At 66.6% G+C, this 13,431-nt stretch carries 9 protein-coding genes; 1 reads left to right on the plus strand and 8 read right to left on the minus strand.

Going from position 1 to position 13,431, the window contains the following annotated elements; all coding sequences use genetic code 11:
* Positions 1-63 precede the first annotated feature (63 nt).
* The 8 genes from BM397_RS21400 to BM397_RS21435 all read right to left on the minus strand — a co-directional run bounded on the left by BM397_RS21400 (position 64) and on the right by BM397_RS21435 (position 10,649).
* The gene (locus BM397_RS21400; protein WP_092428317.1) at positions 64-1,602 is read right to left on the minus strand and encodes a hydantoinase/oxoprolinase N-terminal domain-containing protein; all 1,539 of its coding nucleotides are present in this window, start codon (positions 1,600-1,602) and stop codon (positions 64-66) included.
* Complete coding sequence (locus BM397_RS21405) at positions 1,599-2,675, minus strand: S-methyl thiohydantoin desulfurase family protein (protein WP_092428319.1); 1,077 nt, start codon at positions 2,673-2,675, stop codon at positions 1,599-1,601. Before BM397_RS21405 ends, BM397_RS21400 begins: the two co-directional genes overlap by 4 nt.
* A 76-nt stretch (positions 2,676-2,751) precedes the next feature.
* A complete protein-coding gene (locus BM397_RS21410; protein ID WP_218124907.1) occupies positions 2,752-4,344 on the minus strand; it encodes an ABC transporter substrate-binding protein in 1,593 nt (530 codons plus the stop codon).
* Positions 4,345-4,376: 32 nt separating this feature from the next.
* Complete coding sequence (locus BM397_RS21415) at positions 4,377-5,507, minus strand: S-methyl thiohydantoin desulfurase family protein (protein WP_092428323.1); 1,131 nt, start codon at positions 5,505-5,507, stop codon at positions 4,377-4,379.
* Positions 5,500-7,074, minus strand: coding sequence for a hydantoinase/oxoprolinase N-terminal domain-containing protein (locus tag BM397_RS21420; protein ID WP_092428395.1), 1,575 nt, complete (start codon positions 7,072-7,074; stop codon positions 5,500-5,502). Before BM397_RS21420 ends, BM397_RS21415 begins: the two co-directional genes overlap by 8 nt.
* A 14-nt stretch (positions 7,075-7,088) precedes the next feature.
* Positions 7,089-8,735 (minus strand): ATP-binding cassette domain-containing protein, encoded by a 1,647-nt coding sequence (locus BM397_RS21425; protein WP_092428325.1) that lies wholly within the window; start codon positions 8,733-8,735, stop codon positions 7,089-7,091.
* A gap of 1 nt (position 8,736) precedes the next feature.
* Entirely contained in the window at positions 8,737-9,621 is an 885-nt protein-coding gene (locus BM397_RS21430; RefSeq protein WP_092428327.1) for an ABC transporter permease, read from the minus strand.
* Complete coding sequence (locus BM397_RS21435; RefSeq protein WP_092428329.1) at positions 9,621-10,649, minus strand: ABC transporter permease; 1,029 nt, start codon at positions 10,647-10,649, stop codon at positions 9,621-9,623. Before BM397_RS21435 ends, BM397_RS21430 begins: the two co-directional genes overlap by 1 nt.
* Positions 10,650-10,791: 142 nt before the next feature.
* Between BM397_RS21435 and BM397_RS21440 the strand changes: the two genes are divergently transcribed.
* Complete coding sequence (locus tag BM397_RS21440) at positions 10,792-13,134, plus strand: helix-turn-helix transcriptional regulator (RefSeq protein ID WP_218124908.1); 2,343 nt, start codon at positions 10,792-10,794, stop codon at positions 13,132-13,134.
* Positions 13,135-13,431 lie beyond the last annotated feature (297 nt).

Raw genomic sequence — 13,431 nt, forward strand, 5'->3', positions numbered from 1 at the left:
CCTGTCTTCATGCAGAGCCGCCCTGGCATCATCGCCGGGGCGGCTCAGTCCTCAGCCTAGGCGTCAGCCAAAGGAGATATCACCGATCACCCGCACCCGCACGCGGCGCGCGCCGCCGGGCAGGTAGGCGATGGGGATGTCCTCGATCTCGAGAACCTGCAGGCTCTCGGCATCGGCACCCGCGGCGACCGCGGCGGCCCGCGCCTCGGTCTCCGCCGCCGCCAGCGCCTGCTCGCGGCTCATGTCCGAGAACACCTGGTCGACCTCGCCCGAGACCTGCGCCATGGCCGCGCCGAGCGCATTGGCCACGCCGGCATTCTCGACCCGCAGCACCTCGGAGGCGCCCGGCACCTCGTCGGGGATCAGGAAGGCGCCGCCGCCGACCGCGATCAGCGGCACGTCCTCGGCAGAGGTCTTCATCTGGTCGAAGTTCTCGGCCACCATGGCGCGCATCCGGGCAAGCGTGTCCTGCACGAAGGTCGGGTCGAGATCGCGGACCAGCGACGGATCGCCCATCTCGATCATGCCCGCGGCGACCGCGATGTCAGAGGTGGTCAGCGTTTGGCCGCCGAAGACCCGGGCTTCTTGCAGGATGCGGTAGCCCACCGAGCGTGGCCCGATGGCACCGGTCTCGGGATCGACCACCGTGCCGCCGCCGAGCGCGATGGGCAGCAGGTCGGGCATCCGGAACAGTGTTCGCACGCCGCCGATATGGACGATGTTGTTGGCCTCGCGCGGGAAGCCCCCGATAAGACAGCCGATGTCCGAGGTCGTGCCGCCGACGTCGACCACCATCGCGTCATTCAGCCCGGTCAGGAAGGCCGCTCCGCGCATCGAGTTGGTCGGGCCCGAGGCAAAGCTGAACACCGGGTTCGCCGCCGCCACGTCGGCCAGCGCCACGGTGCCGTCGTTCTGCGTCAGGAAGAACGGCGCATCGAGGCCGATCTCGGCGAGCGCCGTCTTGAAGGCCTGCACCGTGGTCTTGCCGAGCGATTGCAGCGAAGCGTTCAGCAGCGCGACGTTCTCGCGTTCCAGCAGACCGATCCGGCCGAGGCTGTTCGACAGGGTGATCCGTGCCTCGGGGATGATCGAGCGCACGATCTCCGCCGCGCGGTCCTCGCATTCCGTGGTCAGCGGCGAGAAGGTCGCCGAGATCGCCACCGAGGTCACCCCGGCGTCGCGGATCTTCATCGCTGCCTCGCGGATCTCGTCCTCGCGCAGCGGTACCAGCGGGCTGCCATCGTATTCGTGCCCGCCATGCACCATGAAGATCATCGGATCGACCGCGCGATAGAGGTCCTCTGGCCAGTCGCACATCGGCGGCAGCGACGCGCCGGTCGGCAATGCAATGCGGATCGCCGCCACGCGTTCGAGCCGGGCGCGTTCGACCACGGCATTGGTGAAATGGGTCGTGCCGATCATCACCGCGTCGAGCGGACGCGGGGTGTCGCCGATATGCGCAGCGACATGCGCGAGCGCGGATTTCACGCCCGACATCACGTCCTGCGTGGTGGGAACCTTGATCGAGGCGGTGATCTTGTCGCCGTCGATCAGCACGGCATCCGTATTGGTGCCGCCAACGTCAATGCCAATCCGCTTCATTTGAATACCGATTTGAAGTCAATGTCATAGCCGAAGGCACGCGGGCCGACCGCCGCCACGCCCGCGGGCGTCGTGAGGATCTCCGGCGCCGGAAGCGCCACCACGCTCACGCGCTGTCCGTAGCGCACGGATTCGGTGCCGATTGCGCTTCCCGACACGCTGTCGAGAAGGCACAGCAGGTCCGGCGTCATCGCCACTGGCTCACCATTGCGGAAGGCCACGGCCCATTCGTTCTGGAAGGCCAGTTCGAGCGTCGCGCCGCGATCCGCGTCGATGCCCTCGATCACGGTCTTGCCGCGCAGGAAGCCGCCCGTGGTGGTGCGATCCACGTCGACGATCTTGCCGCGGAAGATCTGCTTGCCCTTGGCGTGGTCCAGCACGGCAGCCACCGGGTCGTCATGACGGGCACGGGCCTCGAGCACCACGCGGCCGAGATCGGTCGCCTGGGTGATCGTGTCGTGGATGCCCCAGTCCTTGACCTCACGGCCCGTACGGGGCGCCTTGCAGGTCGCCGCGGTCGAGCCCACGGCGGTGCAGACCGCGCGGGAGACCTTCTCCATCCATTTCCAGCTTTCTGCGCGCGTGACGATCACCTCATTGTCGCGCACGTCCACCAGCGACAGCGGGAACATCGACAGCCCGCCGATCGCGAAGGAGGTCATCTGCGCTTCGGGGTAGGCGCGGCCCATGCAGTCGGCGTTGACCACCGGCCGCCCCAGCAGCGCCGCGGCGAGGAAGGGCGAGAGCGCGTTGGCCCCGCCGATCTCCAGCGCCATGATCGCGCGGAACGGACGGCCGAGGTAATCTTCCATCAGCTCGACGGCGCGGGCCATGTGCCGAGGGTCCTTCAGCCGTTCCTGGCCGACCAGCGGTGCGCCCATGCCGGAGACCACCGCGACCATGTCGTCGTCCGCCAGCTCACTTGGCTGCAGGACCTGGACCCGCGCGCCCTCGGCGTAAAGGCGGCGGAGGTTCAGCGTTGAAAGATAAGGGTTGCCGCCGCCGCCCGTACCCAGAATCCACGCGCCGGTGGCGAGGGATTCAATATTCTCTTCCGGAAATTCCTGGAGCATCTGTCCACCTTGGGCCTTACTTGTGCCGGCCCCGCTCGCTGCGGGACCGGCCTGTTTCAATGGGGATCGCGACCGATCAGTTCGACGGGCATTCCCAGGTGAAGTGCCAGAAGTTCAGGTCCCAGCTCTGCATGGGTCGGAACTCGTAGCCTTGCAGGCAGGCGTTGGCCGCATAGCGGCGCATCGGCGCCACGGCCCAGACGGCGGGCTGCAGGTCATAGATCGATTGCTGCAGCTCCTTGTAAGTCGCGTTGATCTCGGCCGGATCGGTCTGGGCGCGCGACTGGTCGATCAGCGCGTCGATCTCCGGGTCCTGCAGCCATTCCATCGACCACCAGGTGCCCGACGCCTTGGAGTGGTACTGGTTGAAGAACATTGCGTCCGGCGAGGGGTAGCTCGGGCTCACGTTGACCTGCGTCGAGGCCGGGGTGGTGTCGGGATTCGACGCCAGCTCGACGATGCGGTTCCACGGCTCGGGACGGATGTCGAGCGTGATGCCGATCTGTGCGAGGTTGGCCTGCATCAGCAGCGCCACTTCCTGCTCGAAGGCCAGCGAGGCGACGTAGCTGTTGACCAGCGTGATGTCCTCGCCCGCGTATTTGGACAGTGCCAGCTCTTCCTTGGCCTTCTCCAGGTCGTAGACGCCGGTCGGGATCTCGGTGTTGAACGCGGTCTCGAAGGTGTCCGAGAGCGGGCCGTGCATCGGAACGCCCGGGTAGATGATCTCCTGGATCGTCTCGTAGTCGGTCGCATAGGCGATGGCGCGACGCACGTGCACGTCGTCGGTCGGGTAGACCTTGGTGTTCAGCTTGATCTGGAAACCGCCGGCCGTACGGGTCTGCAGCAGCTTGTAGCCGGGCATGTTGCCGATGGATTCAAAGGTGTCATTGCCGAGACCGTGCGAGGAGAGGCCCAGCTCGCCCTTCTCCGCAAGCGCGCGCACGGTGGCGTCGTCCGAGGTCTGCACGAAGCGCACTTCGTCGATCGGCGTGCCCTTGTCCCAGCCGAGGAAGTAGTCGGGGTTGCGCTCGATCACCATGTCCGCCGAACGGTTGTAGCTGACCAGCGAGTACGGGCCCGAACCGACCGAGTTGTCGCCGACGTAGGCTTCGCCGAGCGCGTCATCCGCCGTCGCGTTCGCCTCGACCAGCTTCTGGTTCAGCACCAGCAGGATCGGGGTGGAGGCAAGGAAGGGAGAGAACGGGCGATTCAGCTTGATCTCGACCGTCGTCGCGTCGGGCGCGGTGACGTTGGCCGGGTCGATCAGGTCGACGAGCAGGTTCGACGGACCCTTGTTGATCTTCAGCAGGCGCTGGATCGACCAGACCGCGTCGGAGGCGCTCAGCGCCGAGCCGTCCTGGAAGGTCACGTCATCACGCAGGTGGAAGGTGTAGGTCAGCCCGTCCTCGGAAATGTCCCAGGATTTCGCCAGGTGCGGCACGATCTCGCCCGAAGGTGCGACGGTGGTCAGACCGTCGTACATGTTCACCACCGCCATGTAGCCGGTGTAGTCGGTGACCTTCGCCGGATCGAGCGAGCTGAAGATCTGCATGGTGTTGACCACGGTCGACACCTTTTCCTGCGCCATTGCGGCGGGTGCGGCACCGAGGCCGAGCACTGCTGCAAGCGCGAGGGCCGACAGCCCGCGTTTATTTGCCAGAATAGACACTGTTGTACTCCTGTTGGGTTTTCTTCTTGGGCTCAGGCGGCTTGCCCCAGCGGGGCAAGCGGCGCGAAGGGGATCTCGGGATAGCCGAAGGCGGCGGGGCCGACGACGTCGAGCGCGCGCGCGGAGCGCAGCAGGTCGTGGCAGGGCACGGCGAGCACCGCGATGCGCTGGCCGTAGCGCAGCATCTCGGTGGTGATCGGGTAGCCAGTGTCCACATCCAGCACGATGATCAGGTCCGGCACGGTCACCTCGACCTCGCCTTCGCGGCGGAAGATCAGGAACTCGTTCTGGATCGCGATGCTGGCGGTCTGGCCCTGGAAGCCGTCGAAGCCGCCGAGTTCCAGATCGCCAACGGCGAAGCCGCCGCGCAGGTGGCGCTTCAGGTCGGTGATCTTGCCGGTGAACACGTGCCGCCCACCTTCCAGGGCACAGACCGTCGCGACCGGATCGTCGCCGTTGCGGCGCGCATCCAGCACAGCCCGTCCGAGGCGGATCGCCTTCGTGTAGCTCTGGGGAATTGCGTTCTGGCGCACGAAGCTCGCCGGCATCGGGGCCGTGGCGAGCATCGCCGCCCCGCCCTGCGCCACCACGCAGGCCCGCGCCATGCGCTCGTGGAACACCTCGGTCACCGCGTGCTGGAACACCACGCGGTTGCCGTGCAGGTCGCACATTACCGAGGGGGTCGAGCTGTGGCCGTAGATCGAGAAGGTGGTCATCTGCATCTCGGGGAAGGCCCGGCCCATGCCGTCGCAATCCAGCACCGGCAGGCCGCCGAGCGCCGCGGCAACCAGCGGGTTCATCGAATTGGCGCCGCCGATTTCCTCGCAGACGATGGCGTCCATCTTGCGACCGGTCAGCTCTTCCATGCCCTGCAGGCAGCGCAGCCCCTCGCGGCCTTCGCGGATCCGTTCGGTGCCCACCACCGGTGCGCCGATGCCGCCGATCGACATGCACAGCGCGTCATCGGCGATCTTGTCCGTGGCGAGGATGGTCATCTTGTGACCCGCCTTCATCGCCTCGCGGGTCAGCAGCTTGCCCTGGTAGGGGTTACCGCCGCCACCGGTGCCGAGAATCCCGGCGCCGACTTCCAGCGCCTCGAGATCTTCGAGTGTCAGCTCCCACAGGTCGGCGGGATCGTAGGTCAGCTCACGGGTATCAGGCATTTTCGACTTCCATTTCTGCGAGGGCACCCATCTCACCCACGACCTTCACGTGGATGCGGGTGGCATTGCCGGGCAGGTAGGCGAGGGGCATGTCCTCGCGCTCGATCACCTCGATGGTCTCGGCGACGGCCCCGGCGGCGATGGCCTGGGCGCGGGCTTCCGCCTCGGCCTCGGCCAGCGCGCTGTCGCGGGTGACGCCATCGGTCAGGCTGAAGATCCGGTCGGTCTCGCCCGAGATCTGCGCGATCGCCGCGCCCACCGCGTTGGCCACGGCGAAGTTCTCGGGGCGGATCACCTGCAGATCGCCGATCTGGTCGGGCATCAGCACCGAGCCGCCGCCGACCGCGATCACCGGCACCGGCTCGGCAGAGATACGTGCCCGCTCGACACAGGTCTCGAACATCTCGGTCATTTGCTTTGCTGCCGCGGTGACCAGCTCGGCATCGACGCTCGCCAGCAGCGCCGCATCGCCGATCTCGGCCTTGCCGGTGGCCACGGCGATGTCGGTCGCGGTCAGGGTCTGACCGCCGAAGACCAACGCCTCTTGGCGCACACGGTATCCGACGGACTGCGGGCCGATCACCACGTTCTCCGGGGTGCCCTTCACCAGCGAGCCGCCACCGAGGCCGATCGAGAAGACGTCGGGCATGCGGAAGTTCGTCCGGACCCCGCCGATGTCCACCGAGGTGGAGGCCTGCCGCGGGAAGCCATGCGACAGCGCGCCGACGTCCGAGGTGGTGCCGCCCACGTCGACCACGATCGCCTCCTTGAGGCCGGTGAGGAAGGCCGCACCGCGCATCGAGTTGGTGGGACCCGAGGCAAAGGTCAGCACCGGGAAGGCGCGGACGGTGTCGGCTGCCATCAGCGTGCCGTCGTTCTGGGTGATGAAGAAGGGCGCCTTCACGCCCGCCTGTTCCAGCGCGTGGCCGAAAGCCTGCACCGTCTTGTCCGCAAGTCGCAGAAGCGAGGCGTTCATGATCGCCGCGCTCTCACGCGCCAGCAGGCCGTGCCGTCCAATATCGCGCGACAGCACGACGCTGAGGCCAGAGCATTCTTCCAGCAGGATCTCGCGGGTGCGCAGCTCCATCGCGTCGTTCACACCGGAGAAGACGCCGGTGACCGAGGCCGCCCGGATGCCCTTCTCACGAATTTCGCCCGCGATCCTGCGGATCTCACCCTCGTCCAGCGGCGACAGGACGCGGCCGTCGAACTCGTAGCCGCCCTTCACCTGGTAGCCGTGGTCGCCGACCATTTCGCGGATGTCCTCGGGCCAGTCGACCATTGGCGGCAGACCCGCGCCCGAAGGCAGACCGAGGCGGATGGCAGCCACCGGATCGAGGTGCCGGCGCTCGATCACCGCATTGGTGAAATGGGTGGTGCCGATCATCACCGCGCCGATGCGGGCACGGTCGATCCCCGAGGCGGCGATCACCTGTTCCAGCGCCTCGAACACGCCCGAGGTCACGTCCTCGGTGGTCGAAGCCTTGATCCCGGCGAGCACCTCATTGCCCTTCAGCACGACGGCATCGGTATTCGTGCCGCCTACGTCAATTCCTACGCGATACACCAAAGGCTCCTTCATCAATCAGTGGTTTTGACCAGGAAGGCTGCGCGCTCTTCCGGGCTGACCGCGGGCTTGTGGCGTTCCTCATCGTCGGTAACGACCGGGATCGCCGCGATCAGCGCGCGGGTATAGGGGTGTTTCGGGTCGGCGAAGATCTCGGGCGTGGCGCCTTCCTCGACGATCTCGCCGCGCAGCATGATCGCGAGGCGCGAGCAGAAATTGCGCATCAGCGACAGGTCGTGCGAGATCATGAAGTAGGTCAGCCCCAGCTCCTCGCGCAGTTGCAGCAGCAGCTCGATCACCGTCTTCTGCACCGACACGTCGAGCGCCGCAGTCGGCTCGTCGAGGATCAGCACCTTCGGATCGGCGGCCAGCGCGCGCGCGATGGCGACGCGCTGTTTCTGCCCGCCCGACAGCTCATGCGGATACTTCGCCAGGTAGGACACCGGCAGGCGCACCAGCTCCATCAGCTCGGCCATGCGTGCGTCGCGCGCCGCGCCGGTCAGCCCGGCGTATTTCAGCGGCAGGCCGAGGCTCTGCTTCACCGTCCGCTTGGGGTTCAGCGAGGTACCGGGGTTCTGGTAGACGATCTGCGCCAGCGGGCGGCCGGGGTTCGGCGTGCCATCCACAGAAACGCTGCCGAAGGTGGGGCGCGACAGCCCCATCATCATCCGCGCCACGGTGGTCTTGCCCGAGCCCGACTCCCCGGCAAGACCGAAGATCTCGCCCTCGCGCAGGGTGATCGACACGTCCTTCACCGCGGTGAAGCGCTTGCCGTGCCGGCCGAATTCCTTGCCGAGCCCAGTTGCGCTGACAATGGGTGCCTGCGCGCTGATCTGCTGGGTCTGCACCCGCGGCCCGTAAAGCGGCGGCACCGCGTCCAGCAGGCCGATGGTGTACTCATGCTCGGGGGCCGCGAGGATCTTCTCGCAAGGGCCGGCTTCGACGATATCGCCGTGCCGCATCACCACCACGCGGTCCGCGACCTTGCGCACCACCCCGAGGTTGTGGGTGATCATCAGCAGCGCCATGCCTTCTTCGGCCACGAGCGTATTGATCAGGTTGAGGATCTCGTCCTGCGTGGTCACGTCGAGCGCGGTGCCCGGCTCGTCGGCGATCAGCAGCTTCGGTTGGTGCAGCAGCGCCAGACCGATCAGCACACGCTGGCGCATGCCGCCCGACAGCTCCGACGGGTAGGCATTCATCACCCGGTCCGGGTCAGCGAGCTGCACGCGGCGCAGCACGGCGGCGATGCGCGCGCGCCGGTCGGCGCGGCTCGATTTCACCCCCTCGCGGCTGTCGGCGAAGCGCAGCACGTCATCGAGGTGGGTGCCGATCTTGAACACCGGGTTAAAGGACGACAGCGGGTCCTGCATGATCAGCGAGAAGGCCGAGCCCTTCAGGGCATCGCGCTCGCCGCGCGGCAGTTCCAGCACGTTGCGCCCCTCGACCTCGATGCGGCCGGCGCTGACCGTGGCATTGCGTGGCAGCGTGCCGAGGATCGCCTTGGCGGTGACGGATTTGCCCGAGCCGGTCTCGCCGATCAGCGCCACGCGCTCGCCCGCACCGACGGTGAAGGAGATGTCGCGGAGCACCTGCCGGGTCTGGCCGTAGGAGGTGAACAGGACGTCGAGTCCCTCGACTTTCAGTAGTGCGTCGCTCATCTCAGCCCTCCATATCGAACATGTCGCGCAGACCGTCGCCCAGAAGGTTGAAGCCGAGCGTGACGTAGAGAATGACCGCCCCCGGGCACAGCACCTCCCACCAGAAATCGGGCATGAACTGCCGCCCGTCCGCCACCATCGAGCCGAGATCCGGGGTCGGGGGTTTCACGCCGAAGCCGAGGAAACTCAGCGTTGCGCCGAAGAGGATCACGAAGGCCGCGTCCAACGTCGTCTTGACCGAGATCACCGAGACGCAGTTGGGCAGAATCTCGCGGAAGAGGATGTGCATCGGGCCAGCCCCGGCGATGCGTGCCGCCTCGATGAAGTCCTCGGACGCCACCGATTTCGACACCGCGTAGATCAGCCGTGCGTGCCAGGTCCACCACAGCAGGGTGATCGCGATCATCGCGTTCATCAGTGTCGGCTCCAGCAGGTTCGACACGGCCAGCGCCATCACCAGCGGCGGCATCGCCAGCATGACGTTGGTCAGCCCGGTGATGATCCGCTCGGTCCAGCCGCCGAAGTAGCCCGCGGCGAGGCCGAGCACGGTGCCAATCGGTACCGAGATCCCGAGCACGCCGATGACCAGCAGCAGCGAGATGCGCAGGCCGAAGACAGCGCGAGAGAAGATGTCGCGCCCGACCTTGTCGGTGCCGAACCAGTGCGTCGCATCCGGCGGCAGGTGGCGCGCGCGAAAGTTCACCACGGCCCCCACGTCCTCCGGCTTCGGGGTGATGTAGGGTGCGAGGATCGCGAAGATCACCGCCGAGAGCACGATCAGGGTGCCGATCACCGCCGCGGGATTGCGGCTGAAGCGGTACCACATCATGTAGCTTGCGCTCAGGTCCTTGTTCGCTCCGTCCAGAGCCATCTTAACCTCGGCCATCAGCGGGCCTCCTTTCGGCGCATGCGGGGATCGATGATGGCGATCAGCACATCGACGATCAGGTTGGCGACGATGAAGAACAGGCCCGACACAAGCACCACGGCGGTGACCGCGTTCAGGTCCTTCTGCAGGATCGCGTTGAGCCCGTAGGAGGCGAAACCGCCCCAGGAGAAGACCATCTCGATGACGAAGGCGTTGCCAATCAGCGAGGCGAACTCGAGCCCCATGATGGTCAGCGGCGCGATCGACGAGAGCTTCAGCAGGTAGCGGAAGATGATCACCCGCTCCGGCACGCCGAAGCTCTGCAGCGTGAGCACGTGATCCTTGCGGCGGTTCTCCAGCATAGCCGAGCGGGTGATGCGGGTGATCTGACCGATCCCGGCCATCGACAGGGCGACGGCAGGCAGCGCAAGATGCTGCAGCGCCGAGACGAAGACGTCGATCCGGCCGGCAAGCAGCGAGTCCACCAGCATCAGCCCGGTCGGCCCGCCGGCAAAGCCGAGGCCGTGATCCATGCGCCCGATGATCGGCCAGTCGCCGAAGTAGCGCGCGGCCAGCAGCTGCAGCGAGATGGCGAAGAGGAAGCTCGGGATGGTCACCCCGACGAGCGAGAACAGCCGCCCGACGTGATCGACCCAGCGATCGCGGAAGTGGGCGGTCATGACGCCGAGCGGGATGGCCACGGCGAACATGATGATCACCGCCACCAGCACCAGCTCGACCGTCGCCGGCACCGTCTGGCCAAGGTCCGCCGTCACCGGGCGCTGCGACAGCAGCGACATGCCAAGATCGCCCTGCAGGGCACGCCCCATGTAGGAAACGTATTGCACCGGCAGGGAGTCATCGAGCCCCATCTCGGTACGCAGCGCGCTGACCTGCTCAGGAGTGGCGGTGGGCCCCAGCGCCATGCGGGCAGGGTCGCCAGGCACCACGCGGGCCAGCACGAAAATCATGATCGAGAGCACGACCATCACCAGCACGAAGGTGCCGAGTCGAGTCAGGATCGCTAAGAACGGGTTTTGCTGCATCAGCCGGAAACCTCCCGGTTGGTCTCTTTCGGCGGACTATTCTGCAGCGCCGGGGACTCGACAATTTGGGGATGGTATGGGTTTTCATAAAAATGGTATAGGTTTTGGAATGTCCCCCGATGCCCCGCCACCCGAAAGAATATTGCGCAAACCGCTGGTTGATCGCATCCTGAGCGACCAGACCGGCACGGTTTTCCTGCGCGCCCCCGCCGGCGCCGGGAAATCGACCCTGATGCGCGACGCGGCGGACCGGCTCGGCACATCGGTTTGCGCTTTGCATACCCCGCGCGAAAGCGACGTGCAGAACGGCTGGCTGTTCTGGGATGTTCCGGGCTCGGCCCGCACCGCCCGCCTCTCGGCGCAGGTGGCGGAAACCGTCGAGCATCTGGTGATCGCCCACCGCCCCAGCCAGAAGATCACCGGCCTTGCCCGGCGGCTGCTGCACGGGGGCACGCAGACGCTCGACGCGCGCGCGCTGAGTTTCAGCGCCGACGAGATCGGCACCCGCCTTCCCGCCCCCGCGATGCGCCGCTTGCTCGACGACTACGCCGGCTGGCCGGCGTTTCTGCCGCTGACGGCCGCTCCGGACCCCGCACTCATCGCCGACTATGTCGGCGAGACCTTTCTCAGCCAGCTCTCTCCCGCACCCACGATCCGTTTGTCGATCTGGCTCGAGGCCCCTACCCCGGACCCCGACGACGACTGGTGCGATGCGCTGCCGCCCTTCCTCCTGAGCGCACCCGACACGCAATCCGCCCTGATCGGCGCATTGCGCACGGCGGTGGCGGCGCGGCTCGAAGCCTTCTCCAATTCCAGCGCGGTGACCGAGGTCGCCACTGCGCTGGAAGCCGCACACCGCCCGCTCGCCGCCATGGCGCTGCTGCTCGACCATGGGCACGAGGCCCATGCGGCGCAGATCCTCGCGCATTCGCGCGGGCTGGAGCTGATCTACGATTCCAACCTCGACGAGTTCAGCCGGATCGTGCTGCGGTTCTCGCCGGAGGTCGTGGCGACGAACGAGACAGTGCTCTTCGCGATCACCCGCACGCTGATGAAGCAGGGCGAGTTCCAGCGCGTCCGCCAGCTTGTGGCGAAGCACCTGGGCTCGGACTATCTCGATCCGCTCAAGGTTCTGTCACGCGGGACGCGGTTCTCCTTCGCGGCGCGCCGCTTTCGCCTCAACATGATGATCAGCGAGGACATGACGCCCTCCGACGCGATGCTGCAGCGGCTTGGCGAGTTCATGGCCGACTACCCGGTAGGCGACGATCAGAAATGGGCCGCCTTCTACAACGCGCTGCTGGAATTCGAGATTCGGCGCAGGAACTTCCGCGAGGCCGAGGCCGCCGCCGCACGCGCACTGATCTACTTCCGCAAGATCGGGGGGCACCCGCTGCTCGAGTTCTTTATCCATCTTCACCTGATCGTTCTGCACCTGACGAACGGAGATGTCCGGCTCGCCCGGCCCGCCGCGCGCATCGCCCGCGAAAAGCTGCAATCCGTCACGCATCCCGTCGAGCAGGAATTCCGGATGCTGCACCTTGCCGAAGCCGCGCTGGCCTACGAGGACGGCCAGCCGCAGAAACTCGTCGCCTTTGTCGAGCAGGAGTTCGACGCCTTCGCGCGTGCCGAGATCTGGCCGAGCCTGTTCCATTTCGCGATCCAATATGCGTCACAGGCGGTGATGGACCATTACCCGGCCAGCATCCGGCCCGGCTTCCTCGACGGCCTCTGGCTCCACCTTGCCGAGCGGATGGACCTGCTGCAGGCCGTACAGATCCGCACCGCCACTGCCTATCAGAACGAGGGCCGCATCGGCGAAGCGACCGCAACGCTGCAGAGCCTGCGCGCCGCGCAGAGTGTCCCGCCGGAGGCGATGACCCCCGATTGGCTGGCGCAGCTCAACGACCGCAACACCATCACACTGGCCATGGCGCGCCTGCGCTGCCTCGTCGAGAGCCCCGCGCCCGGACCGGATATCGACCGTCAACTCGCCGCGCTCGAGAGCAGTCCAAAAGCGACCTTACGGGAAACCGTCTCACTGAAGATCTGGCGCGCCCATCTCGCCCACAAGCGCCGCGACACCGCCGCCGCCCGCAGCCAGCTGCAGGCCGCGCTGCTCTCGGCCTCCCGGCTGGGCTGTTTCGGCGTGCTCTCCGAGCAGCGAATCTTCCTTGCTCCGCTCCTGCGAGAGACGCGCATTCGCCAGCACCTCGACACCGCACCAGACATCCGCGCAACCCTCTCGAAATACGCGGAATCAATTTCGACGCCCAAGGCAAAGGCGCGCTCCGGGGGGCTGACAGAGCGCGAAGCCCAGCTCTTGCAACTGATCGCCGGAGGCTATCCCAACAAGCGCATCTCGCAAGCTTTGAATATCGCGCAGCCGACGGTGAAGTTTCACCTGTCCCGGCTCTACGCGAAGCTCGGCGTGAAGAAACGAAGCGAAGCCATTCAGTCCGCCCGTGCTCTGGGCTGGCTGTAGCCGGGGAGGCAGGAGCCGCTGACGCGCGCCGCTCGCAGCCCCTCAACCGCAAAGAGCCAGACAACAGACGGCGGCCCGGTCGGCGAACGCAATCGCCCATGAAGCCAAAACATACGCGAGCGATGAGAGGGGAATGGGTGGCGACGACCCTAGGGAGGAGGAGAAGGGCCGTCGCCGATTTCTGAGGCTCAGGGAGGAGGAGGAGAGCCTCTAGAAAATTCCTCGGCACTGCGTGGCGCCGATGGACCATTGATGCCATTTGCTGCGCTGCAGCACCACTGCCGATAGGGAAGACCC

The sequence above is a fragment of the Alloyangia pacifica genome (assembly GCF_900116195.1).
In the GTDB taxonomy this organism is placed as follows: domain Bacteria; phylum Pseudomonadota; class Alphaproteobacteria; order Rhodobacterales; family Rhodobacteraceae; genus Salipiger; species Salipiger pacificus.

Excerpts from the sequence above, each read along its gene's own strand:
- BM397_RS21415 (WP_092428323.1), bottom strand. The coding sequence starts at position 5,507 with ATGCCTGATACCCGTGAGCTGACCTACGATCCCGCCGACCTGTGGGAG.
- BM397_RS21400 (WP_092428317.1), bottom strand. The coding sequence starts at position 1,602 with ATGAAGCGGATTGGCATTGACGTTGGCGGCACCAATACGGATGCCGTG.
- BM397_RS21435 (WP_092428329.1), bottom strand. The coding sequence starts at position 10,649 with ATGCAGCAAAACCCGTTCTTAGCGATCCTGACTCGACTCGGCACCTTC.
- BM397_RS21405 (WP_092428319.1), bottom strand. The coding sequence starts at position 2,675 with ATGCTCCAGGAATTTCCGGAAGAGAATATTGAATCCCTCGCCACCGGC.
- BM397_RS21425 (WP_092428325.1), bottom strand. The coding sequence starts at position 8,735 with ATGAGCGACGCACTACTGAAAGTCGAGGGACTCGACGTCCTGTTCACC.
- BM397_RS21430 (WP_092428327.1), bottom strand. The coding sequence starts at position 9,621 with ATGGCCGAGGTTAAGATGGCTCTGGACGGAGCGAACAAGGACCTGAGC.